The organism is Drancourtella sp. An12, assembly GCF_002160935.1.
GTDB lineage: Bacteria > Bacillota > Clostridia > Lachnospirales > Lachnospiraceae > Sellimonas > Sellimonas catena.
On record NZ_NFLO01000004.1, the window covers coordinates 106,100 to 130,744 of the forward strand.

Here is a 24,645-nt window from a genome sequence, read left to right on the forward strand (position 1 = left end):
AAGGAAGGAGCAAACATTCATGTCAAAGAAGAAGAAGAAACCGATTGCGAATACTGCCACGGAATCCATCCCATATGAGGCAGTCTACGATAACGGGATCATTGAGACGGAACCGGGAGTCTATTCCCGCAGTTACCGGATCCCCAACGTCAACTTCAAGACCGCCGGGAATAAGACCCAGTGGATGCTGGCACAGCAGTATGCTGATTTTTTAGGAGCCATGGGTTCCGATGTGCTGACAGAGATTTCGTTGATTAATAAAACCGTGGATATTATGAAATTCCAGGAAGACGTGCTTTTGGAAGTGAAGCCGGATTCCTTAAACGAGTACCGTGAGGAGTACAACGAAATGCTCCTGGAGAAGATGACAGGGGCAAAGAACAACCTGGAGACGGAAATGCTGCTGACCCTTTCCTTACGTGCAAACGGCATTGACGCTGCCATGGAACGGTTTGTGCCGCTGGACGCCCAGATCTCGGAGGGGATGTACAACATGACCAAGCATGACTGCCCGCCCCTGTCCTTAGAGGAGCGGCTGGAAATCCTGAACTCCTTATACAACCAGGATTCCGCCCTGCCGTTGTACCGGAAAGGGCAGATCGAAGGGCATGAGGCGGAGGCCTTCTCCATTGAAAACTGTGCGAAACAGGGCATTACGTCCAAGGACGTGATTGCGCCGGCCTGCATGAAGTTCACGGACCAGTACGCCGTCATCGGGGACAGCTATGCCAAAAGCTATTACATCGCCAACTACCCGAACTGGATCAAGGGCACCCTGCTGACGGACTTTGCGAAGCTGTCCACCAACATGATCGTCAGCGTGTACTTCCAGGTCATCCCACAGGACGATGCCATCAAGATGGTGAAACGCCAGAGGGTGAATATCTCCGCCAGCATTGTAGACACCCAGAAGTCTGCAGCACGAAGCGGCATTGACGCCTCCCTCATTTCCCCGGAACTCTCCGAGGCCCAGGGGGAAGCCAATGACCTGATGTCGGAGATCACCAAGGACAACAGCCACCTGTTCAGCGTGTGCATGGTCATCACCCTGTTTGCGCCGGACCTGGATTCCCTGAAAAATCAGGAGACCCAGTTGAAATCCATTGCGGCAAACAGCCTGGTAACCTTAAAATCCTTAAGCATGATGATGGAGGCGGGCTTCAATACAACCCTGCCCCTGGCGAACAAACAGGTGGAGATCAACCGGGTCATGACCACCAACAGCGTGTCTGCCATCATCCCGTTTGCCGTGCAGGAGATCCGGCAGAAGAACGGCCTGTACTACGGACTCAATGCGTCCAGCAGGAACATGATCCTGTACAACCGCACCAGCAACTTAAACCCGAATGCCTGCATCCTGGGTATGCCGGGTGCCGGGAAGAGTTTTGCGGCCAAGAGGGAAATGGTCAATGTGCTGCTGGGCGGGGACATCCATACGGACCAGATCTACTGCATCGACCCAGAGAACGAGTACAGCCGCCTTGCGGAGACCCTGGGCGGGTCCGTGGTGCAGGTGGCAAAGGGTTCGGGCGTGTACATCAACCCGTTTGACCTGAACATCGAAAACAAGGACAAGAACGGGGATGCGGTAAAGGTCAAGACGGACTTCATTGAAACCATCTGTGAGATTGCCATTGGCGGAAGGTACGGCCTCTCCCCTATGGAGATTTCCATTATCGACCGCTGTGTGATGAACATTTACGAGCCGTACCTGGCACACCTGCAGGAGACAGGGAAGAGCATTGATATGGAAACGGCACCGACCATGCTGGATTTCTACAACGAGCTGCTCCGTCAGCCACAGATGGAAGCCCAGAACCTGGCACTGTCCATGGAACGGTACGTGCGCACCCAGGACATTTTCTCCCACCACACCAACGTCAACATCAACAACCGGTTCGTGGTGTTCAACGTCAAGGATATCGGTTCCGGCTTAAAGGAACTGGGGCTGCAGATCTGCCTGGACCATATCTGGAACCAGATGATTTTAAATGCGTCGGAAGGGAAGCGTACCTGGATCTACATTGACGAGTTCCACAACCTGATGCAGACCCCGACGTCTGCGGCGTACATTGCCCAGATTTGGAAACGTGCTAGGAAATGGAACGGCATCCCGACTGCCATTACCCAGAATATTGAGGATATGCTGAAATCGGAAGATGCCAGGGCCATCATCAACAACTCCGCCTTCCTGATCCTTTTAGGGCAGGCACCAATCAACAAGGAGCAGCTGTCCACCATGCTGAATATCTCGAAGGAGGAGCAGAAATACATCAGCTCCGCAAAACCGGGCATGGGCCTGATCCGGATCGGGGAGGACATCATCCCGATGGACGACTCCTTCCCGAAGAAGACGAAGCTGTACCAGATCATGACCACGAAACCGGAAGAAACATACTAGGAGGCGGGGAGAAATGAACGACAATACACTGACACTGACTGTAGAAGATATCCTGGAGACGGCAAAGGGCACGGACCCGGACGGATCCCCACGCAGTGCGGCAAGCCTGTCCGTGGACCTGGTAGACGGATCCCATGCGGACTGCCTCCGGGAAGAGGTCCTGGAACAGGCGGTATTTGGCCTTTCCATATCCGGAGGGGCTGCCGTCATCACGGCGGACTTCCCGGCGCTTAGCCGGGGAGCCTATACCCGGTGCCTGGAACTGTGCCGGGACTACCTGGGGCAGTTGAAGGACCCGGCCCATGACCGGGAAGTCCTGTCCCTGATTCTGGTGCCGTTCCTTTTGGAGGGGCAGGTGGTCCTGCACTTTACCCAGCTGGTGTTCTGCGACGGGTATGAGAAGGAGGGCGCCCTGCGCCTGATCCTTGCCTTCGACAACCAGGCCTGCGGCATCCTGGAAACGGACCAGATCGACTATGAGGCCATCCACCGGGAGATTGACCTGGAACTGAGGCGGTACGAGGAAGAGATTGACGCCGACATCGAGCAGGCACTGGAAGAGGAGAAGGAAGCGAAGCGCCAGGAGAACCAGATTGACCGTGACATGAAGAAACGGCTCCGGCATCCGTTGGCACAGCAGGAACAGGAACGGGACCCGGCGAAACAGCGGGAGAGCGAGGAACACCCGAACGTCCGGTTCACCGATGACAGGGAAGAAACGAAGGAGGAAGCACATGAGGAAGAATAGACGAATCTGGAAGTGCCTTCCGGTACTGGCGGCGGCCTTCTACATACAGGTACCGGTGCTGGCGGCGGACGGTACCCTGACGGTCCAGCTGAACTATGAGGACAGCCTGGAATTAAAGAAAGGGGACTACTTTACCGTCACCTGCCAGGACAGTGCCGGGGGAAGCCGGGAGCTGGAGATTGACTGTGACCAGGTGCCGGATTCCGGCCTGGAGCTTTCCGTCCCGGAAGGGGACTACCAGGTCACGGACATTACCTATTCCGGCGGCAACGGGGACGTGGAACAGATGGGCTACGGCGTGACAAGCCAGTTCTCGGTTGCCCCGGGGGACACATATCAGGAAATCCGGATTTCCATCGGGAAACAGGAGACAGAGAAACTGGACATGATGTATGAGTCCGTCATGATGAAGCAGGACGGTGCCCTCACCGGGGAACTTGCCGAATGGCAGGAAACGGGATCAGACTCCGGGGAGACGGAAGAAGACCCGGTTTCGGAACTTCCGGAAGAGACCGGGACGGCAGAGGAGCCGGAAGGGGACGTTGTAGACCCGGGGGAGACGGAAACCGAACGGGAAACACCGTCTGAAACCGAAACCCAGACACCCAAACAGCAGGAGACCAACAACCTGTTAAAGGCCGTGCCGCTGCTAATCATGACGGCTGCAGGCCTCGGTGTGATCTTCGTCCTCCACAAACGGGGCAAGTTTTAAGAAAGAAAGAAAACAGGAACCAGAACGGGAGATCCCCGCAATGGTTCCTGTTTTTCTGTTATAGAGGTAAAAAGTCTGGCAGGACATCCTCATAGACATGGGAGTCTGCGGCCACTGCAATGCCCATCAGGGCCACCATCCGTCCCATCTTGTCTTTCAGCCTCGGTGGGGTAAGCAGGGAAAGATCCCAACGGGCAGTCTGTCTGATGGAGTTCCCAATGCACATCCAGCTCAGTCCGGTCACCGCAAGACTCTGGGGCAGCACCAGCTGGCGGGGAACCTCCGCAACCAGGTGGGAGATGAGGGTGTCCTCCTCCACGGTGAGTGTCCAGGTCAGTAACGCCTCCCCGCAGGTCAGCTGCCGGTAAAAGGTATTGTCTGACGGACAGTCCCATCCCTGTAACGACGATTTCAGATAGTTCACAACTGTTTCCTTCATAAGCGACCTCCGATTTAAAAAACCGTCTCCCTGTTACAGGAACCATTATACCAAAGACGGTTCCTTTTTGCCACTTGCCTACGAATTTGCATACATAATGGGAAACCGGGAAAGATCCTGCCCCGGGAATCCCATATTCCGGAAAAGAAAAAAAGGAAGGTGAGACATTTGGAAGAACATTTTGACCGGGAAACCGGGATCTACAATGGGACATACGATGACCCGTCCAGAGAGGACGGCTGGGAAGAGGACCTGGAGGACTGGGAGGATGACCGCCCCTACGATGTGTCGGACATGATGGCTGAGGCCATTGAAGCGGCCAAGCGTGCGGCGGGCATTGACCGGCGGGAGGACTATGACAGCTCCTATGAGCATATCGTGGACCATGTAGGATACCACGGCATTGTGGGCGTGGTACGGGGTGCCGTGGTGACCCTGGCAGCCATTGCGGCGGAGATCGCCCGGGTGGTGATTAAGACCCTGACGGGGCAGCGGGAGCAGTTCCGGTTCGGGGAAGCGGTGCGGCAGGCACAGGATGCCCAGCAGCTACGATCCGAACAGAAGAGACAAAACCGGGAGGAGCGCAAAGACCGGGCAGAGAGGCAGGAAGCTCCGGAGCGTGCAGGCACCCAGAAGGAGCGGATGTACCAGGCAGGGCAGGAGCAGCCCACGCAGGCAGCGGAGATTGTCCGGAAGTCCGACCAGGAGATTGCAGACGTGTTAAAGGACCCGGGGAAGACCGACAGCTTGGTATCTGCCTGCCTCGGCCACCCGGACCTGGAACAGGCCTTCCGGGACCTGGGGGTGGTGCCGGTGCAGGAGGAGGAATCTGACCGGGTGTTCCTGTTCAGCACCCGGGTACCCATGGACAAGGAACACCTGGCCTGTATCTCCAAGGAAGAGTGCCTGACGGGGAACGCCAATGCCCTGGCAGCCGCCCTCTGCCATTATACGGAAAAGACGCCGGAGAGCCGCATGGAAAGCGTGGTACAGGCAGCCGTCACCACGGCGAAGATGCGGTCCATAGTACAGCCGGAGCTTCTGGAAGCCATCCAGAAGGGCGGGGAGGGCACTGTGATCCTGTCCAGTGCGGTGTTTGATACGCCGGACCATGCAAGGGCGTTCCTGGCGGTGACGGCAAACGGGCACACGGACCGGGCAGACCTCTATTACAATGACCACCGGATCGGGGAGATCCCGCTGACGGGTGCGGTGCCGGAAGATGTCCTTACCCGGGTGCTGGACACCTATAAGGAAGACCGGGCACGGGAATATACCATCCAGGACCTGTCCTTTGCAAAAGTGGGTCCGGACCAGATCCGGGTGACTGCCGACGGGGAACAGCAGACGTTCCCGGTAGCGGAGGAGCGGCACTTAAAGCCCCTGTCGGAGTTCCTGGAAGCCCACGGGCACCCGGAGGACGCCAGGGCCATGGCGCTGGTCATGGGGGCTGTCGCCAACCCGGAACTGAAGGAATCCCGGGATACGGACGGGTTTGCCATCAACCCGTTCACGGGGGAGAAGAAGGTACCCGGGGACTTCCGGGTGGAGATCACCGGACCGGAAACCCAGCTTATGCGGCTGGGCTTGTCTGCAGGAAACGGCGGGATCCGGGAACGGCGGGAACCGGTCTGTTCCCTCCGTGGCTACGGAAGCCGGATGGACTTAGACCGTGCACTGGATGCGGTCAAGACCGCCATGGAACGGCCGGGGCGTGGCTTGGAATTTGCCGACTACCAGCAGCCGGTACCGGAACGGGAGCCGTATGTGTCCCTCTTTGACCGGCCCATGACCGGGGACGGCACCGCCGCCTTTGAACGGCTGAAGACCCAGGCAGTGCTGGACGGCATGGACGTATCCGGGTTCCGGTTCGTGGAACGGCCCTCCCGGGAGGAACGGCAGGAACCGGAAACCAGGGAAGCGGAGCCAACCCGGGAGCCGGAACGGGAAGCCGTACCGGAAGCCCCAAAAGGGGATCTCGGGCTTTGGGAGGAGGAGCCGCTGTACCAAGGGGAGGAGGACATTGACTACGACGCCCTCATGCGGGTGGGCTATACCGCAGACGGCAGGAACATTGACCTCTCCACCGGCCAGGAGATCTTCCTGGAAGAAGAGGAACCGGAACGGTAGGCAGGGATGATCCCTGCCTCCTTTTTTGTGTCCGGCGGAGGGGTCCGGGATTCTGCCATATTAAGGGAAATACCAAAAGAAAGGAGAAATGGTTTCTAACCAGTAGTGACAACGTATGGCAGTACACAACCAAGTCCGTGTGGTCGGATATGTCAAAGGGGAAGTCACGGTGCTGGGGGAAGGCGTCCCGGGCGGGGAGCGGGTCCTTGTGTCCCTGCGTACCATGCCGAGGGAAATCGACATCTACCAGGAAGAGAAATTCCAGGACATCATGGTGTTCTATGACGGGAAGGACGAGTCCCTGATGGCAAGGCTGAAACACCTCCATGCCTATGATATCGTGGATATCAAAGGGGTGTTCAACGTCCTGACGTTAAATAAGCATTCCGCCTGCCCGTATTGCGGCAGCACCAATGTAAAGTACCGTGCCTCCAGTACCTTTGTGTACCCGATCCACATGATGAAACTGAACGCCCTCTATACGGCGTATGAGCATGACAATGCCCTGCCGGAACAGCTCCTGGCAAAGCATTACCGGGAAGTCTCCAACCAGGCCATCATCTGCGGCACCGTGGTCAGTGAACCGGACCTGAAGCCTTACGGCAAGTCCGTGTTCTGCAAGTACCAGCTGGGGATCAACCGAAAGTATTACATCGCCAGCCAGGATGATGTGACAGCAGACTATATCTGGGTGTATACCTTCGGGGACCAGGCCGAGGACGATGCCCGGCACCTGATCCCGGGAGCAACCATCCTGATGGACGGGTTTATGAGAAACCGGAAGGTGGAAGTCCCGACGGAGTGTGCCGTGTGCGGACGGGAGTACCTGCGTCCGGACGTGACCACGGAGTTTGTCCCGTATTCCCTGGAATACTTAAAAGGGCACATGACGGACGAAGACCTGGCAAAGCAGGAAGCAGAACGCCGGCAGGAACAGTATTCCTCGGCAAAGAAACAGATCTTTGGATAATTCCAGACCTTCGGATCGTTTCTTTGGGGTTTCTTCCATATTGAAGACGGAAAAACGAAAGAGAACACAGGAGGACAGCAATATCGTTCCCCCTGTGTTTCTTCTTGGAAAGAGGAGGAAACAACTATGATGTTACGTGAAGGGACCAGCCTGGAGGAATTCCTGCAGTGCCTGGAAGAAGAGGACGCCCTGACCAACCGGGATGTACTGGTGAAGTCCGGGCAGAAGGTGACCCTGGAATGTGTCCGGGAACGGGGAGGGTTCGCCGGATGGAAACTGTATTATGACGGGACACAGCTCCCGGAACCAAAGACCGGGAAGAACGGACGCTCCTACCAAAGCTTCATGAAAGCCTTGGAGGAGCTGGACCGGAAAGAGACCCTGTTTGAGACACCGGACTGTGCGGTACTCTGTTACCTCTCCGGGGACCTCAAGAAGGACTGGGAAGGGAATGTGGTATCCCGCTGGGTGAACATCAATCCCTGGGAACCGTACCGCCTGGAAGACGGCGTGCCGGTGTTTGACACCCTGGAACTGCACGTATCCGAAGCGGAGTTCCGGATCCTGACGGAAACGGGGCTTGCCCTGTACTGTGAGACCACGGAGGTCCTGTACCCGGTGACGGAGGCCGCCTACCCGAGCATGGGAAGGCTTCTGGACTGTACCATGGCCTTCCAGCAGCTGGACCAGCACCTGCTTGGGACAGCCCTTCTGGTGGCGGAGAAACTGACTTACCGGAACCGGCTGGACGTGATCTGCAGGAAACGCACCGAGCGTGTCCACCCGGTAGTCGGGATTGCCGGCAACCGGTACCGTTCCATGCCCCAGGCAGACTTCTACAGGCAGTGCCTGCAGTACCTGGCACCCCAGCTTGGGGTGTTCCATACCTGCAGCTGGAGCGTGTCTGACTTCCAGAGCAGCCTGGTGCTGTGCTACCCACGCCCCTTTGCCGATTATGACCTGACGGTCCGGGTACAGGCTTCCGATGCCAACCGGATGCCGTACATCCTGACGGTTTCCGCAGAGTTTGCATCCTTTTCGATGCCCCTGCTGGAACAGAAAGCCAACCATGCGGACCCGCAGCTGGAACAGCGGATCCAGTCCCTGTTTGAAGGGGCTGCGGAGGCCATGTCCCGGTTTGAGGAGGGCTATGCCGCCATGGGTCAGGCTTCCGTTTGGTTTACGCCGGGGATGCTGGATGCAGTCTTACGTCCCTTCGGGGCAAGGAGGCGTGCCGGCCTGGAACCGATCCCGGAAGGATGGTATCCGGCAAGGGCGCTTTTCCAGGATATCCTGGACATGGTATCCAGTGTTGCCCTTCCGGCAAAGCAGGATGCCCAGATGAAAGCCGCCGTGATGGAACTGTTCCATCAGTTGGCAAACCAGATGGTACCAATGGAAGAACAAGCAGCAGGAGGACAGTAAGATGTGGAGAAATGCAGAACGTACAAAAAACAGGGTACTGCCGTACTTTCAGGAAGGCACAAGCCTGATCGTGTTTGACACGGAAACTACCGGCCTTGGGCGGGATGCGAAGATCATTGAATTCGGAGGGATCCGCTATGTGATCCGCAACCATGCCCTGGTGCCGACCCATTACCTGAACCGCTATATCAACCCGGAGGAGCCGTTAAGCGACAAGATCGTGGAACTGACGGGCATTACGGACGAAATGGTGGCAGACGCCGGCAACGAATCTACCCTTGCACCGGAGATTTACCGGTTTCTGGAGTCCGCAGACCTGTGGGCAGCCTATAACTGCCAGTTTGACCTCCGGATGCTCCGGCAGATGGAGGAGCGGACCGGCCTTGTCTTCCGGGAACGGGAATGCCTGGACATTCTGGAGATGGCCAGGGACCTGATCCCGAAGGAGGACGTGGAAAACTACAAACTCTCCACGGTAGCCGGGTATCTGTTCCCGGAACAGGACGTACAGTTCCATTCCGCAGCAGAGGACGCCAAAGTGACGGCCCGGTGCCTGTCCCGTTTCCTGTCCGGGTATGCCGGCCTGGAAGAAGGGCCGAAGAAGGCCCAGGCAAGGCTGGAATATGCTTCCTACAGTGAGAACCCACGGCAGAAAAGCCAGAAGCGCATTAAACTGAAACTGAGCCGGGGTGAATACGGGGACATCTTCTGGGACGTGGTGAACCACGGATGGGGCTGTAAGGCCACCAGAAAGGCCAGGGAACTGTTTTCCGGCCTGGACATGAAAAACATCGAACAGCAGTGTTTAAACCGTTATGGGTGGAAATACAGGGCTTCCGACATGGATTCCCTGGCTTCCGCTTGGGGGAAAGCAAAGAGAGCTTCCAGTTAAGGAGGCTCTTTTTGTGTGCGAAAAACAGGAACGTAGGCAAATTCACGGGGAATTTCTGTTTCTGCTACCATGGGGGAAAAGACTCATAAGAAAGGACTTATGTTTTATGGAACAGAAAGAAAAGGAACGAAGACGCCCATCCGGGAAGGGGCGGTGCCTGTTCTGCGGAAGGAGCCAGGAAGGGTGCCTGGAGATCAACACCCGGGACGGAAAGACCCTGAACCTCTGCGGGGAATGCCTGGAGGTACTGTACGGGTATTACCGGCAGGAACACCAACGGCAGCCGGTGGAGGCCATCCCGACACCAAGGCAGATCCGGGAGGAACTGGACCGCCGGGTCATCGGGCAAGAGGAAGCGAAAAAGATCCTGAGTGTGGCGGCCTACAACCATTTCAAACGAGGGAAGCTGGGACGTGGCATCCAGAAGAACAACATCCTCCTGGCAGGGCCGTCCGGGAGCGGGAAGACCCTCCTTGCCAAGGCACTGGCGGACTGCTTAAATGTCCCGTTCGTCATTGCGGACGCTACCTCGTTCACGGAGGCGGGGTACATCGGGGCAGACGTGGAATCCTGCATTGAAGCGCTGTTGAAGAAAGCCGGAGGGGATGTCCGGGCGGCCGAGCACGGGATTGTCTACCTGGACGAGATCGACAAGATCGCAAAGAAAGGCGGTGCGCCGGGAAACGGTCGGGATATCAGCGGGGAAGGGGTCCAGAATGCCCTGCTGAAGCTGATGGAGGGCACTACGGTGCAGGTACGGTCCGGCCCGGCACGGATGCTGGCACAGGAGCGGAAAACTGCCGTGAAAACGGACCAGATCCTGTTTATCTGCGGCGGGGCGTTTGCCGGCATGGATGAACCAGAGGAAAAGCCGGCTGGATTTCTGGCAACCCGGGAGCCCCGAAAGCCGAAACAGCACCGGGCGGAGGATTTCATCCGTTACGGCATGACGCCGGAACTGATGGGACGGCTCCCGGTCATTGCTTCCTTATCTGAACTGACAAGCCGGGACCTGGTGCGGGTGCTGACAGAGCCGGAAGGCTGCCTGATCGGACACTACCAGGATCTGCTGAAACTGGACGGGGTGGCGCTTACCTTTACCGATGAGGCTCTGGAAGGGATTGCCAGAAAAGCCTCCGAGAACGGCACTGGTGCCAGGGGACTGCAGACAGTCATGGAAGACCTGATGCTGGATATCATGTACCAGGCACCCGAGGAGGAAGCGCCCTGCGTCTACCGGATCACAGAGTCGTCCATCCGGACCCATCTTCCGGAAATCACGCTTCTGGAAGAGCTGCAGGAACAGATGGCGGAGGGTTAATCTTTCGCATTTCAAAAAAAATTTTTAAGAATTTCCGTCAACGGGCGGAGCAATCTACCATATTGAAAATGACAGCCAGGATCTGCTTCCAGGCAGGGAAGCAGCTGGCAAAAACGGCGGCTGGTTCCTGTTCCCAGGCAGGGGAACGGATGACTGCCCATATGTCAGTCCGGCCTCCTCGAAGGCAGGAGGAGACAGACTGAAGCATCCGGCAAACCCGCCCTCAATAAGGCAGCGGGCGGGGATGCCAGAATATTACTACGGATTTCCTTCTGGCGGAATACCGGAAGACAACTGAATATGGATGCTGGCCCGGTGTTGAGAGGAATGGAAGAAGGATGAAAGCCGGAGGGTCAGGATAATAGCCATGTAAATAATCACCGATAAAACAACCTGTGCGATTTCGGACCACCGACAGTTGCAGAGAACAACTAGGTACATGAATTGCAGAGTCCACCGTTAGAGGGTGTCTGTTTTTCATGTAAGAATATCTCTTGTTTCTCTGACAAGAAAGACCTGTCCTGCGGCCTGGGTTTTTACTTTGTAATGTAATTGGGATCTCCAGAAAAACCGGAATGGAATTCTGGAGTCGCAGATGAAAACAGCATCTGCGGCAGTATCCCCCCTGGGAGGGGCGGCTGGAAAATCGGTGACGATAGGGCGTTTTAAGCGCAGACCTTGGCCCTTGGGTATATCCGGCCCTGAATCCTGGCGAGAAGTAAGGCTCGCAGTCTGTTTGTTCCACGGCAGCTCATGCGCGAACTGGGCGCATCGGTACAAACGGCTCCGGCGAAAGCGACCACCTAGTTTCAGGCATTGTTATGCCTGTTCCACGGCCGCCTAGCAGGGGAGGGGATGAGTAACTTTGCCCATACCACAATGTTCAACCTTACCCGTAAGTGTTGTCTATAACTCTAGTCTTAGCCATACCCTACAAACATAGACAGTATGATCGCAGTACAGTACCGTACTGGAATATATATAATAACATCCAATACCTGGCTTTAAGAGATATAACTAACAACAGCCAATAACGTAGGTTAGAGAGATAGAGGGGTAGTACACGTACAACAGGAGATCACCTAGAGGGGTCAATACAGGAGGGGTAGTACAAGAACAACAGGGGAGCATCAAAAGGGAGTCTACAGTACTTCCCGGTGTTGGAGAGAAGCCAGACATACAAGTTTTTTCTCCTCCTCCTGTCTTCGGGAAGACAAATCTGCCATATTCTCGGTGAAGGGTTCCGAGGCCAGTCCTAGCTGCCTACTTCGGACTGACAAATTCGGCACCTGGTTCCGAATTTTAATTTTGCGAAAAACTGGCAAGATATTATTTTTCGCAAATAAAATTCACATCTCAAGCCTTCCCGGTCCGGTACGTAGGCAAATTCAGGGCTTGCTGCCACTTGTGTTATGCTGGTACCAGACCAAGGGAAGGAGCGAAAGAGCATGTACGAAAAACGAGATTCCAGTCAGCGCATTGCTGACGTGGTGCATAGAAACACAGGCATGGACACGGACACGTTCCTGCATCCGGAGAGAATGCCGTACCTGGCCGGGCTTCATGAAGCGGCTGCCTGCTTTATGGCTCACCGGGACGAGCCGGTCACGGTGGTAGGGGACTACGACGTGGACGGGATCTGTGCCACAGCAATCCTGGTGTTGGGATTGCGAAAACTGGGGATCCGGGCTGCTTACCGGCTTCCCCGCCGGTTCTCAGAGGGCTACGGCCTGTCTGAAGCCATCATCGACGAGATCCGAAGCGGTGTGGTTGTGACCTGCGACAACGGGATTGCGGCACTGGAGGCGGTCCGGAAGGCCAAACGAAAAGGGCTGACCGTGATCGTCACGGACCATCACCAGGCAGTACGGGACCGGGAGGGCAGATGCGTTCTCCCGGAGGCGGACGCTTTGGTGGACCCGAATGCCGAGGAGACATCCACCTACCGGGGATACTGCGGAGCCGGCATTGCCTACCGGTTCGTGCAGGAAATAACCGGCGCAGAAGACGTGGATCTCAAAATCCTGGCATCCCTTGCCACGGTGGCAGACGTGATGCCTTTGACAGGCGCCAACCGGCTGCTGGTGCAGGAAGGCCTGCAGGAGTTAAACCAGGGCGGAGGCGTCCCGGGATTGCGGGCGATCCTAACCGCCATGGGGCTTACGGATCACCTGACCGAAGAGGACTACGGGTTCAAGCTCGGCCCGGTATGCAACGCAAGCGGACGGCTTTACGACGACGGAGCGGAACGTGTGTTACAGGTGCTTTTGTCCGACGGGGATGACCCGGAACTTCCGGAGCGTGCCGAAGCGCTGGTCCGTGCGAACCAGACACGCAAGCAGATCCTCTCGGAGGCCATGCCGGTTGCAAGACGGCTGGTGAAAGGCACCCCGGTAGTGATCTACCACCCGGACTTCGGGGAAGGGATCATCGGGCTGATTGCCGGGAACCTCCAGGAAGAGTACCACTGCCCGGCGGTGGTGTTCACCAAGTGTGAGGACGGCAGCTTAAAAGGCTCCGGACGCTCCATCCCGGGGGTGGACTTAAAACAGGCCCTGGACCGGATCCAGGACACCATGGCAGGCTACGGCGGCCATGCAGGGGCTGCAGGTATCCGGCTGGAAGCCGGGAAGCTGGACGAGTTCCGGAACGCCTTTCAGGCAGAAATCGGGGAGGATACCCGGGAGATCCCGGACAGGAAGTACGACCTGGACTTAACCCGGAAGAACCTTCTGTCCGTGCAGGAAGAGTTACAGTGTTTCGCCCCGTTCGGGGAGGGAAACCCGAAACCGCTTCTCCGGATGCCGTTCCATGTTTCCGCCGGATCTTACCGCAGGATCGGGGACGGAAGCCACCTGCTGTTCAAGGGCAGGACCTGTTCGGTACTGGGATTCTCCCTGGCACAGCGGTACGAAGAGGCGGGATGCCCGGCGGACCTGTGGTGCATCGGACACCTGCAGGAAGACTGGTACCAGGGCGAATGCCGGATGCGGTTTGAACTGGTGGACTTTGAGACGAGGGAGGAGCAATCATGATGGATTTCAGCTATGCGGCAGACGAATTTACGAGGCTCTGCCTGACCTACCCGGAGGAACCCATGCCGGGGATGTTCCACCGGTTCATGTATCTGGTAACCCCGGAGGACCGGAAAGCCCTGGCACCCATGTTTCCGCTTCTTGTGCGGGTTGCGGAATCCGCCCGGGAACAGGCCGGAGACGTAGGGCAGTGCCTGAGAGCCGAATTGGAACAGCAATCAAGCAAAGGAGGACAGCGAGTATGAGCGAAACAAGGGAACCTGAAATGCCGGACAATGGCATCGTCCGGATGACCTTCCAGGACTACGACCGGTTCCTGGAAGTGACGGAACACTTAGGGACGCCGACATTCTGGCCGCCCATTGAGGATGTGGACCTGATGGAGGAGGACCCGGAGAAATGGATCCTGTTTGCCTGCCATCTGGAAGAGCACGGGGTGCCGCCAAAAACCAAAGAGGAGGAGTACCGCCGGAAGACCCTGCGGGGGTTCATCAACCGCCACTTGGAGCTTTGCGATGACGAAGAGGAGGGGAACGAATGAGATACCTGTTCATAGCCGAAAAGCCGTCCCTGATGCGGTCCGTGGAGGACTGCTACAGACACCACGATGCGGAAGTGAAAGCGGCGGTGGGCACCATCGACTTCCTGGCCCTGTCCGGCCACGTCTGCTGCTTTGCGGAACCAAAGGACTATCCGGGATGGGACGGACCGTGGCACGAAGTCAGCTATCCCATCATCCCGGAACACTGGAAGGTGAAAGCCATCCAGAACCGCTGGAAACAGGACGTGCTTGCGAAAATCAAAAAAAGCATAGGCCAATACGACGGGTACATTGTGGGAACGGACTCGGACCAGGAAGGGTACGGGATCTACTACCTGGTGGAGCAGTACCTGGGGCTTTGGGAAAAACCCACCCTCCGGTTCATGGAGCATTCCCTGACGGAACCGGAAATCTTGAAAAGCCTCCTGTCCATGACGGACTACCACAATGATCCGGTCCATGTGCGGTTTACCCAGGCATTCCTCCTACGAAGCCATGCAGACTGGCTGTACGGCATGAACGGCACCCGGCTCATGACGCTTCGCACCGGGGAACTGATGACAGTGGGAAGGGTGAAGGCCCCGACACTGAAACTGGTGTATGACAATTCCATGGCCATTGAGCGGTTCGTGCCAAAGACCTACTACCACCTGACGGCATCCTATCCGGGATTTGCCGGGGTGCAGGTCGGGGAGTCCGGGCAGCCCATTGCCTACGAAAACCGGCAGGAGGCATTGGCGGTAAAGGTGCCAAAGAAAGGCACCATCCGGGAAGTCAAAAAGCAGACGACGAATACCCGTGCGCCGAAACTCTATGACTTGACGGCTTTGCAGGGGGATGCGGGACAGATGCTGGGGCTGACGCCATCGGAGACGCTGGAGACGGTTCAGTCCCTGTACGAGAAGCATAAGGTGATCTCCTACCCGAGAACCCAGTGCCGGTACGTGTCCACGGAAAAGGCAAAGGAGTTCCCGGATATGCTGAAAAAGATGTCCGTGTTCCCGGAGCTGAAAGAAGCAGCTTCCCGTGTCACCCAGGCAGATATCAGGCGGGTGTCCGGGGACCGTATGGTGGTCAACGATGCGGAGATTGCAAAGGAATCCCACGACGCCCTGTTACCCACCTCCAAAACACCGAAGCTCTCAGAAATGAGCGAACGGGAACGGGATGTCTGCCGGCTGATCTATACCCGGCTTCTGGCACAGTTCCTGCCGCCTTTAAAAGAGTGCAAGACGAAGCTTACCATCACCCATGGGGATGCCGTGTTCCAGGCACAGGGAAAGCTGGTGGAAGACCAGGGCTGGCGGAGCCTCTACGGGGCTGCACGGTCCCGGGAACTGCCGGACCTGACAGAGGGGGCTGCCATCACGGCAGAAAGGATTGAACCGGTAGAAAAGACCACCACGCCGCCGAAACGCTTAACCCAGACCACCCTGGTGCTGGCCATGAAGAACATTGCCAACCAGATCGAGGATGCGGCTATGAAGAAGTCCCTGGCGGAATCCCAGGGCATCGGTACCCCAGCTACCCGGGACGCCATTGTGACAGACCTGATCCGGCACGGGTATATCCAGGATAAGCGGGGGCTGCATATTACGGAGTCGGGGAAACGCTATATCGAGCAGATGGACGGGATGGATCTTTGCTCCCCGGTGTTTGCGGCATCCCTGGATATGGAGATCAAAAAGATCCAGCGTGGGGAGGCGTCCTACCAGGACGTGTACCGCCAGATGCTTGCAGGCCTCCATGAAACCTGCACCCAGATGGAACAGGTGTCCTGTGGCGCTGTCTGCCCGGTATGCGGAAAGCCGCTGCGGATCGCCGGGTACCTGTACCAATGTGACGGCTGCGGGTTCCAGATCGGACGGAAAGTCTGCGGACAGGCAATCACACCTGGAGTCCTGGACAGCCTCCGGGAACACGGGGAGACGAAGCACATGGCCTTCCGGTCGAAGGAAGGGAAGGAGTTCCGGGCGAAACTGGTCTTGCAAGACGGGAAGACTGCCTTCTCCTTTGGGTCCGGACTGATGTGTCCGTACTGCGGGAAGGAAGTGAAAATGAACCGGGGCGGGATCTTCTGCGACTGCGGCCTTATCATGTACCGGAACATCTGCGGGAAGGTACTCTCCGACAAAGACCTGGAGACATTACTGGAAAAGAAATCCCTCCCGGTGCGGAAAGGCTTCCGGAAGAAGGACGGAACCACCTTCTCAGCGGCCCTGCAGCTGGATGGGAAGCAGATCCGGTTTCTCAAAAAAGCGGGATAGCATAACGATAATAAGCAAAATTGTGGAACAGAAATGCCGGGAGTTTCCCGGCGTTTTTGTATACAAATACGAAAAAGATCACCCGGTATGGTATACTGTGGGAAAAGGGAAAAGAAATGGAAAGGAGCGAAATCATGATTCTAATTGCAGTGACAGATAACCGGGACGGGATCCTGTTCCACGAAAGGCGGCAGAGCAGTGACCGGGAACTTCGGAAGCGGATCCTGGAACGAGCAAAGGATACGTGGCTGTGGGTCAGCCCGTATACCAGGCGGCAGTTCACGGAAGAAACGGACCGGATTCGGGAGGCAGCACAGCCGCTTTTGAAAGCAGGGCAGGGGGAATTGTGTTTTCTGGAAGAACCGGTGTCTGAATTTCCGGAGGCTATGGAAATATTGATCCTGTATCGCTGGAACCGGGACTACCCGGCAGACGTGTGGCTCCCGCCGGTACCGGAGGGCTGGCGCATGGTCAGCAAAAAGGACTTCCAGGGTTACTCCCATGGAAAACTGACAGAGGAGGTTTACAAAAAATGAGAAAACGGATACAGGCCATTCTGATGGCTGTTCTGCTGTCCGGTGCCGTGGCGGTATCCGGATGTGGAACAGGAAACGAAACGGAACAGAACGCCGCTGAGACCACCCAGGAGGCCCAGACAGGGCAGGAAATAGAATTGGAGGAAGAAGAACCGGAGGAGGAACAAAACGCCCAGGAAACGACCGATACGGGGGCAGGAGCGGTTGATCTTACCTCCATCCCGGCATACAGCGGAAGCCCGTATGTGGCCCTCAACGGAAACGTACCGGACTTTACAGCGGAAGACCTAACGGCGACATCCTATGAGTCCTACGGGGAACTGGACAGCCTGGGACGCTGCGGGGTATGCGTGGCAAGTATCGGGCAGGATCTGATGCCGACGGAAGACCGGGAAGGAATCGGATCTGTGAAGCCTACCGGATGGCATACAGTGAAATACAACGGCCTGGTGGACGGGAATTATTTGTACAACCGGTGCCACTTAATCGGCTTCCAATTAAGCGGGGAAAATGCTAATGAGCGGAACCTGATCACCGGCACAAGGTACTTGAATGTGGACGGGATGTTGCCCTTCGAGAATATGGTTGCCGATTATGTGAAAGAGACCGGGAACCATGTCCTTTACCGGGTGACACCGGTGTTTGAAGGGGACAACCTGCTGGCAAGCGGTGTGGTACTGGAAGCCCAGTCCGTGGAAGACCAGGGAGAAGGAATCCAGTTCCATGTGTACTGCTACAATGTCCAGCCGGGCATTTCCATCAACTATGCAGACGGAAACAGCCAGGTTAATGGATCCCAGCCGGCAGAGGGATCTTCTGGTATGGCGCCGGCAGAAGCACCGGCTGCCACAGGACAGACGGATGCCGGGCAGACCAGCGGGGAAGAAGCTTTTGCGGTAAATCCACGGAACGGGAAGATCCACCAGACGGGCCAGTGTCCGGCAACAGGGACGGGAGGCAATGCCATGAGCAACCCGCAGTACTTTCCGACGTATGAGGAAGCAGAAGCCTATTCCAAGCAGGTGGCACCGGACCAGGCACAGCGGCAGTGCGGCAACTGCTGGTAGAAAAATAGAACACAACATAAGGGAGACCCATCCCGGACTGACAACAGTCCCGGGGCGGGTCTTTTTTTAATCGGATTGCGGCCATTCCCCCATGTTTTCCATTGAAAAAAAGGAAAACAGGAGGAAACCAATATGAAAGCAATCTATGAAACAGGAACAATGACACAGGAGCTGGAAGTGACAGACTTCTACCAGGACGTGTCCAAACTGCTTGCCGAGGAAGACTTATCGGACTGCCCGAAAGAGGTGATGGTTCGTGTCCCGGGCGAGGGAGAAGTCATCTACCGCATTTCTGTCCGTTCCGGTACCCGGTTTATCACGGAGATTGACAACTCCCTTCCGGATGACCTGGCGGACATGGAAAAGGCACGATTCCTGACGTGCGTGGATCCGGCAAAGAACGCTTATAAGTTCTACAAGCTGGAAACAAAAGGGGAAGAGGTCATTGCGGAGTATGGACGCATGGGAACCCAGAAAGGGGAACTGTTCGGCGCAAGGACCTTTGCGTATCCGAAGCGGATGTTCTGGATCAAGTACCAGGAAAAGCTGTCCAAGGGTTATGTGGACCGCACGGAACTGTACCTGCCGGATTCGGTGGAAACAACGGAAGCGGCACCTGCAAAAGCAGTACCGGCATCCAAGCCGGAAGGGCCGTCAGCCGTGCTGTTCCAGAAGCTGAAAGCCCTGGCAAAGAAGGCCGTGGAACAAGCGGAAGTCCGTGTCCCGGTCAATGAAGCCATTATCCGGGCATCCAAAGAACTACTGGGCAGGATGTATGACGCTGTGTCCGTGGAAGAGTTCAATGACAATCTTCTGGAATTGATCTCCATCCTCCAACGTCCGGTCCGGACCGGGGATGGCACCGGGGTACGCAGGCTGATGGCCACAAGCGAAAAGGACTTTGCGTCCATTGTCCACCGGGAATCCGACCTGATCCAGGCCATGGAAGGTTCCATTACGGGAACTGCCGTTATTGGACGCCAGGAGAGTTTTGACCAGTACCAGATCGAAGTGTACGAGGCGACGGAGAAGCAGAAGAAACAGGTCTTCTCCCACCTGGGTGCGGATCTGCAGAAGAAGGTGAAACGGGTATACCGTGTGATCCCGAAATTCCAGCAGGAACGCTTCAACCAGTACTTAAAGGCCCACCAGATCAAGCAGGTCAAACAGCTGTGGCACGGATCCAGGAACGAGAACTGGATGAGCATTATCCGCAACAGCCTGCTCTTAAACCCGGATGCAAAGATCACGGGGAAGATGTTCGGAAACGGGGTGTACTTCGCACCGTCAGCGGCAAAAAGCTGGAACTATACGTCCTACCGTGGCACCTACTGGGCCGGCGGGTCTGCCGATGTGGCGTACATGGGACTGTATGCCGTGGCCTATGACACGCCGTATGATACGGACAGCTGGAGCAGCTGCCTGGACTACCAGGAAGAGGTGAAGCGGTCCGGGAAAGACTGCCTCCATGCCCATGCCGGAAGTGCGCTTCGCAACGACGAGATCGTGTTTTACAACGAAGCGGCCATGGTGCTGAACTATATTGTGGAGTTTGCATAAGGAGGAGTCAGATATGGACGAACAGAAATTTCTCGATTACCTTTACCGTTACGCAGCGGATCACGACTGGGACGACCCAAACATCAGGTACCAGATCCGGAGTCTGTTTACCGCATGGTGTCTGATGTTTGATGTCGATGCAGACACGGCACTTTGCGACCGGGTGCTGGACTGGGTTTACACGGAAGCAGCGCTGGAAGGCCGGGCGAACAAAGACGCCTTCGACCTGTTCATGCTGGAATACCTGGTATAAGGAGGGACAGAAGATGGCATACATTCAGATTTTGGAATTTCTTATGACCTTGGTACGGGAAAAGATCCTGTACCTGGTAGACGGGCCGAATATTGTCAAATGGCACGATAACGGATTCCACTACCTGGAAAGCATTTTCCATGCAGCAGAAGACCTGCAGCAAAGCCCGGAGGACCAGCAGTACCTGATTGGGGTACTGCAGGAACAGGGTGTGGAGTTCCACCCGTATCCCGTGTCCTTCGAGGATTGGTTCTGTTCCAGGAACCTGCGTGGCTTCTGGGGATTGTAGAAAGCAGAAGGAAAAGAGTCGGTTGATCCGGCTCTTTTTTCTTTGCGTGGAGCTGCGGGAAAATCTCCCATATTACGGGTGAGGAGGTAAGACATGGAAGTCGTTCGGTATCTGGTCTGCGGGATCACCGCAACCATCGTCAGCTTTGTATCGTATTTTGTATTCCTGAAAGGATGCGGGAGCAATGGCCCCCTGGCCGTCCAGGCCGCTACGGCGGTGTCCTGGGCCTGCGCAGTGGCGGTATCTTTTCTTATCAGCCGCTCCTGGGTCTTTGGCCCCGGGGAGAAGGGGATCCGGAAAGAACTGCTGGGGTTTATCTTTGGCAGGCTTGCCACCCTGTTTGTGGACCTTGCACTCATGCAGATCCTGATTTTTCAGGCCGGGATGTCCCAGCTTGCGGCAAAGGCCGTGGTCCAGGTAGTCGTGACGGTCTTGAATTACCTTCTCGGAAAACTTGTATTTAGGAGGAAAGCAAATTGAGTAACCAACATCATACCATTGCCGTGCTGATCCCCTGCTACAACGAGAAGCAGACGATTGGCAAGGTGGTGCGGGATTTCCGGGCTGCCCTTCCAGGGGCGTCCATTTACGTCTATGATAACTGTTCCACGGACGGTACGGCAAAGGCAGCAGAAGCGGCAGGGGCCGTGGTACACAACGAATACCGGCAGGGGAAAGGCCATGTGATCCGGCGGATGTTCCGGGAGATTGAGGCGGACTGTTATCTTCTGGTGGATGGGGATGATACCTACGAGGCGTCCGATGCCCCGGCTATGGTACGGGAAGTACTGGAAGGGCAGGCAGATATGGTTGTAGGGGACCGGCTGTCCGGTGCTTACTTTGCGGAGAATAAACGGAGGTTCCACAATGCCGGCAACCGTCTGGTGCGGTTTATGATTAACCGGCTGTTCGGGTGCCGGATCCGGGATATCATGACGGGCTACCGGGCGTTCAGTTATCAGTTCGTCAAAAGTTTCCCGGTGCTGTCCAAGGGCTTTGAGATTGAGACGGAAATGACCATCCACGCCGTAGATAAGAATATGGCCGTATCCAGCCTGCCCGTGGGGTACCGGGACCGCCCGGAAGGGAGTGTCTCCAAACTCAACACCCTGTCCGACGGCCTGGCGGTACTGCGGACCATTCTAAGGCTCTGGAAAGGATACCGGCCTTTCTGGTTCTTTGGCACCCTGTCCGCCCTGTTCCTTGTCCTGGACGCTGGATTATTCCTTCCGGCTGTCCTGGTGCCGTACCTCAAGACCGGCCTGGTCCAGAATTTCCCCACCCTCATGGTGTGCGGTTTTGGGGCGGTGGCCTGTATTACGGCCTTCTTTGCCGGCATGATTCTGGACGTCTTAAACGAAAAGGAGCGGCAGGCCTTCGAGTTCCGGCTGCAGATGATCCAAAAGAAAAGGAGGAATGGAACATGGGAAAACAGATAGGAAGCCGGATGACGGGGCTGCTCTGGATCCCCCTGTCCATGGGTGCCATGGCACTGCTGTGGTACCTGGTGAGTGCCGCCGGGATGGACAACGACGGGTACTGGATCCTTGCCACGGGAAAGGAACTGGTCAGTGGCATCCCCAAAGAGAATCCCTTTACGTTTGTGGAAGGGCTGGACATTGTGGTGCAGCAGTGGGCCTGGTGCCTGCTCTGTTACCGGATCCATGCGGCTTTCGGAAGCGCCGGCATCCTGGCGCTGTGTGCGGGGCTGTCCCTGGCAGTGCTGGCAGTGTTCCAGATGATCGGGAAGCTCCGTGGGTTTGGCCTGCGGAGCACCACCCTCCGGGGCGTCCTGGTGCTGCTTGGTATGTATTCCTTTTTGAGCATCCGGCCCACCTTTGTGACGGTGCTGCTGTTGCTGCTGCAGGTGTACGTGACGGAACGGTATGTCCGGGACCAGAAGCAGGGCGTCCTTCTGGCACTCCCGCTCCTGGCTCTTCTGGAAACGAACCTCCACGGGGCAGTGTGGATCCTCCACTTCCTGTTCCTGCTTCCGTACCTGGTGCCGGAGATCCCAAACCCGCTCTGCACCTTCCGGAAACGGCAGTTCTCCCGGAAGCCGTTCCTGTGGGTGGTGCCTGCCATGGCAGTGACGGGGTTTCTGAACCCGTATGGCTTTGACGGCCTTTCCTACCTGTGTCGGTCCTATGGGGCGGAATTAAAGGACATCGGAATCCAGGAGCTGGAAGCCCCGGCCTTTGATAACCTGGGCCTGTTGTTTGTGGTCCTCCTGGTGGTTCTTGCCATGGGAATCCAGAAAGCAAAAGACAGGGGCAAAAGCTTGTATTCCAGTGACTGCTACCTCTTATGCGGAACGGCCATCCTGGGGAGTATGCATATCCGGAACCTGGTGTATTTCCTTGCGGCAGTGCTGATCTTTTCCCTGGAATTTACCCGGACAAGAAAACGGAACTTCCAGCTGAAACACGGGGCAGGGCCGCTGTCTTTTCTTGCCGGCCTGCTGCTGTGCGGGGTCCTGGTGATCTGGACAGCAGAGAACCTTCCCTGGGAAGCCGGGGACAGTACCGATACGCCGGTGAAAGCCGTATCGTACCTGGAACAAAACGGGAAGGAGTCGGCCCGGGTTTTTACCACCTTCAATGCCGGCGGGTACTTTGAGTACCGTGGCTTCCGGTGTTTCATTGACGCCAGGCCGGAACTCTATTTCCAGTCCGTCAATGGGAAAGCGGATGTATTCCAGGATTACACTACGCTGGTCCGGTCTTCGGACAAAAAGAAGATGGATGCCGTTTTGGAGAAATACCAGTTTGAGTATTTCTGCATTGACAACCGTTCCAGCCTGCGGCTGTACCTGGACCTGAAGGGATACCCGGTGGTGGAAACCGGGAACGGATACCGGCTGTATCAAACCTCTGACTTGTCTTGAGTCAGGGGTTTTCTTTCTATGTAGGATTGTGCATGGGAGAGGAGAGAACAGGATCCTATCGGCTCCGTTCGGAGAGGGTGCTCATGTAGGAGAGGTCCTGCCGGAAGCGTTCTGCCCTCTGGGGGTCCATTTGTTCCAGCAGGGCATACTGTTTCTGGAACTCGTCGTAGAAGGCAGCCTTGGCAGAGAGGGTGTTGGCGTCGTCCAGGTTTCCTTTCAGTGTTTCCAGTTCCTGACGCTTTTCCAGGATCCGGGCATGGAGTTCGGCAAGCTCTCCTGCCTGCTCCCGGTATTCCTGTTTTCCCTTGCGGAGTTCCTGGATCAGGGAAGCATATTCTTTTTTCAGGGCTTCGGCAGCTTCCTTTTTTTCCCGCTGCAGGGCTTCCCGTTCACTTTTCAGTTCCTTTTCCTGGGCGATCCTGCGTTCTGCCAGCCTCCGTTCCATCTGCCGTTCCTTTTCCCGCCGTTCCCGCATGGCAGCCGCCTGGGCTGTCTGCAGTTCTTCCAGTACCCGGTCCCGGTAGTCCAGGGCGGTCTCCTGGGGTTCCGGCTCCGACACCTTGATGGCGTTGTTTAAGTCCGCATAGTACTTCTTGATGTTTTGGTGCCGTGCCTGTCCATTTTCCAGCCCACGCTCCAGCCCGAAGGACTCCATGTCCTTTGCGTAGGAGTTCTGCATCTCCGTCAGTTTCTGGCGTCCGTCCAGGAACCGGCTGGCATTCAAATTCCCCCGTTCGTCCACCGGGATGATGATGGCATGGCAGTGGACGTTCCCCGGTTCATCGGCGTGGTACATAACACTCAACACATTGCTCTTCCCATCCGGGGCAACATTGAAGGTTTTTTGGAGCCATTCCACGTTTTGCTGTTTCCATGCCTCCAGGTCCAGGTTTTCCTCCCTGGAAAAAGTGGTCACGACTTCGATGGCAAGGACGGCGTTCTTTCGTGGTCCACGCTCTGCCCAGTCCAGATCCTTTACCCGTTCCTTCCATGCCTCGTTGTAGTCCAGTTCCCTGCCGTCCGGTCCCGCAAGGGAAACAAGCTCCTGGTTGCAGTCAGCTAGATCCGGGTCCGCATTGGCTACCTCCACCTTCCGGTAATTGTGGTTGTACTTGGAAGCAAGGCTCCCCATGGTCTTAATCTTCTGCGTGCTCATGAAACAGTAACCCATA

General features: G+C 56.5%; 23 protein-coding genes. 21 read left to right on the top strand and 2 right to left on the bottom strand.

Going from position 1 to position 24,645, the window contains the following annotated elements:
• Positions 1 to 19: 19 nt before the first annotated feature.
• Genes B5E64_RS06005 through B5E64_RS06015 form a run of 3 tightly spaced genes read left to right on the top strand, consistent with a single transcriptional unit; the run spans position 20 to position 3,861 of the window.
• Positions 20 to 2,401, top strand: a complete 2,382-nt coding sequence (locus B5E64_RS06005) for a hypothetical protein (protein ID WP_087167630.1) — start codon at positions 20 to 22, stop codon at positions 2,399 to 2,401.
• A 13-nt stretch (positions 2,402 to 2,414) separates the two neighbouring features.
• Positions 2,415 to 3,149 (top strand): hypothetical protein, encoded by a 735-nt coding sequence (locus B5E64_RS06010; RefSeq protein WP_087167631.1) that lies wholly within the window; start codon positions 2,415 to 2,417, stop codon positions 3,147 to 3,149.
• Positions 3,136 to 3,861: a hypothetical protein gene (locus tag B5E64_RS06015; RefSeq protein ID WP_087167632.1), complete on the top strand. Its 726-nt coding sequence runs from the start codon at positions 3,136 to 3,138 to the stop codon at positions 3,859 to 3,861. The genes B5E64_RS06010 and B5E64_RS06015 overlap by 14 nt, the downstream gene beginning before the upstream one ends.
• A gap of 58 nt (positions 3,862 to 3,919) precedes the next feature.
• On the opposite strand, the gene B5E64_RS06020 is transcribed toward B5E64_RS06015, so the two are convergent.
• Positions 3,920 to 4,300, bottom strand: coding sequence for a hypothetical protein (locus B5E64_RS06020; protein WP_087167633.1), 381 nt, complete (start codon positions 4,298 to 4,300; stop codon positions 3,920 to 3,922).
• A 159-nt stretch (positions 4,301 to 4,459) separates the two neighbouring features.
• Between B5E64_RS06020 and B5E64_RS06025 the strand changes: the two genes are divergently transcribed.
• The 18 genes from B5E64_RS06025 (at position 4,460) to B5E64_RS06105 (ending at position 23,473) form a co-directional block, all read left to right on the top strand.
• Positions 4,460 to 6,430 carry a hypothetical protein gene (locus B5E64_RS06025; RefSeq protein WP_140398838.1) on the top strand — a complete coding sequence of 657 codons (1,971 nt, stop codon included), beginning with the start codon at positions 4,460 to 4,462 and terminating at the stop codon, positions 6,428 to 6,430.
• A 115-nt stretch (positions 6,431 to 6,545) separates the two neighbouring features.
• On the top strand, positions 6,546 to 7,400 hold the full coding sequence (locus tag B5E64_RS06030) for a single-stranded DNA-binding protein (protein WP_087167635.1): 855 nt from the start codon (positions 6,546 to 6,548) through the stop codon (positions 7,398 to 7,400).
• Between the two features lie 126 nt (positions 7,401 to 7,526).
• Entirely contained in the window at positions 7,527 to 8,825 is a 1,299-nt protein-coding gene (locus B5E64_RS06035; protein WP_087167636.1) for a hypothetical protein, read from the top strand.
• Between the two features lies 1 nt (position 8,826).
• Positions 8,827 to 9,717, top strand: a complete 891-nt coding sequence (locus B5E64_RS06040; RefSeq protein WP_087167637.1) for a 3'-5' exonuclease — start codon at positions 8,827 to 8,829, stop codon at positions 9,715 to 9,717.
• A gap of 106 nt (positions 9,718 to 9,823) precedes the next feature.
• Positions 9,824 to 11,038, top strand: a complete 1,215-nt coding sequence (clpX, locus tag B5E64_RS06045; RefSeq protein ID WP_162610145.1) for an ATP-dependent Clp protease ATP-binding subunit ClpX — start codon at positions 9,824 to 9,826, stop codon at positions 11,036 to 11,038.
• Positions 11,039 to 11,106: 68 nt separating this feature from the next.
• Entirely contained in the window at positions 11,107 to 11,241 is a 135-nt protein-coding gene (locus B5E64_RS18625; protein ID WP_275532787.1) for a hypothetical protein, read from the top strand.
• A gap of 1,245 nt (positions 11,242 to 12,486) precedes the next feature.
• Positions 12,487 to 14,073: a DHH family phosphoesterase gene (locus B5E64_RS06050; RefSeq protein WP_162610146.1), complete on the top strand. Its 1,587-nt coding sequence runs from the start codon at positions 12,487 to 12,489 to the stop codon at positions 14,071 to 14,073.
• Complete coding sequence (locus B5E64_RS06055) at positions 14,070 to 14,318, top strand: hypothetical protein (protein ID WP_087167640.1); 249 nt, start codon at positions 14,070 to 14,072, stop codon at positions 14,316 to 14,318. The genes B5E64_RS06050 and B5E64_RS06055 overlap by 4 nt, the downstream gene beginning before the upstream one ends.
• Positions 14,315 to 14,614, top strand: coding sequence for a hypothetical protein (locus B5E64_RS06060; protein ID WP_087167641.1), 300 nt, complete (start codon positions 14,315 to 14,317; stop codon positions 14,612 to 14,614). The genes B5E64_RS06055 and B5E64_RS06060 overlap by 4 nt, the downstream gene beginning before the upstream one ends.
• Positions 14,611 to 16,881 carry a type IA DNA topoisomerase gene (locus B5E64_RS06065; RefSeq protein WP_087167642.1) on the top strand — a complete coding sequence of 757 codons (2,271 nt, stop codon included), beginning with the start codon at positions 14,611 to 14,613 and terminating at the stop codon, positions 16,879 to 16,881. Before B5E64_RS06060 ends, B5E64_RS06065 begins: the two co-directional genes overlap by 4 nt.
• A 134-nt stretch (positions 16,882 to 17,015) precedes the next feature.
• Positions 17,016 to 17,417, top strand: coding sequence for a ribonuclease Z (locus B5E64_RS06070; RefSeq protein ID WP_140398839.1), 402 nt, complete (start codon positions 17,016 to 17,018; stop codon positions 17,415 to 17,417).
• The gene (locus B5E64_RS06075) at positions 17,414 to 18,484 is read left to right on the top strand and encodes a DNA/RNA non-specific endonuclease (protein WP_242960102.1); all 1,071 of its coding nucleotides are present in this window, start codon (positions 17,414 to 17,416) and stop codon (positions 18,482 to 18,484) included. Before B5E64_RS06070 ends, B5E64_RS06075 begins: the two co-directional genes overlap by 4 nt.
• A 132-nt stretch (positions 18,485 to 18,616) precedes the next feature.
• The gene (locus B5E64_RS06080; RefSeq protein WP_087167644.1) at positions 18,617 to 20,044 is read left to right on the top strand and encodes a WGR domain-containing protein; all 1,428 of its coding nucleotides are present in this window, start codon (positions 18,617 to 18,619) and stop codon (positions 20,042 to 20,044) included.
• 13 nt (positions 20,045 to 20,057) lie between these two features.
• Entirely contained in the window at positions 20,058 to 20,297 is a 240-nt protein-coding gene (locus B5E64_RS06085; RefSeq protein ID WP_087167645.1) for a hypothetical protein, read from the top strand.
• 13 nt (positions 20,298 to 20,310) lie between these two features.
• A complete protein-coding gene (locus tag B5E64_RS06090) occupies positions 20,311 to 20,586 on the top strand; it encodes a hypothetical protein (RefSeq protein WP_087167646.1) in 276 nt (91 codons plus the stop codon).
• A 93-nt stretch (positions 20,587 to 20,679) separates the two neighbouring features.
• The gene (locus B5E64_RS06095) at positions 20,680 to 21,066 is read left to right on the top strand and encodes a GtrA family protein (RefSeq protein ID WP_087167647.1); all 387 of its coding nucleotides are present in this window, start codon (positions 20,680 to 20,682) and stop codon (positions 21,064 to 21,066) included.
• Positions 21,063 to 22,025, top strand: a complete 963-nt coding sequence (locus tag B5E64_RS06100; protein WP_087167648.1) for a glycosyltransferase family 2 protein — start codon at positions 21,063 to 21,065, stop codon at positions 22,023 to 22,025. Before B5E64_RS06095 ends, B5E64_RS06100 begins: the two co-directional genes overlap by 4 nt.
• Positions 22,010 to 23,473, top strand: a complete 1,464-nt coding sequence (locus B5E64_RS06105) for a hypothetical protein (RefSeq protein ID WP_087167649.1) — start codon at positions 22,010 to 22,012, stop codon at positions 23,471 to 23,473. Before B5E64_RS06100 ends, B5E64_RS06105 begins: the two co-directional genes overlap by 16 nt.
• Before the next feature lie 55 nt (positions 23,474 to 23,528).
• On the opposite strand, the gene mobV is transcribed toward B5E64_RS06105, so the two are convergent.
• The gene (gene mobV / locus B5E64_RS06110; protein ID WP_162610147.1) at positions 23,529 to 24,644 is read right to left on the bottom strand and encodes a MobV family relaxase; all 1,116 of its coding nucleotides are present in this window, start codon (positions 24,642 to 24,644) and stop codon (positions 23,529 to 23,531) included.
• Position 24,645 lies beyond the last annotated feature (1 nt).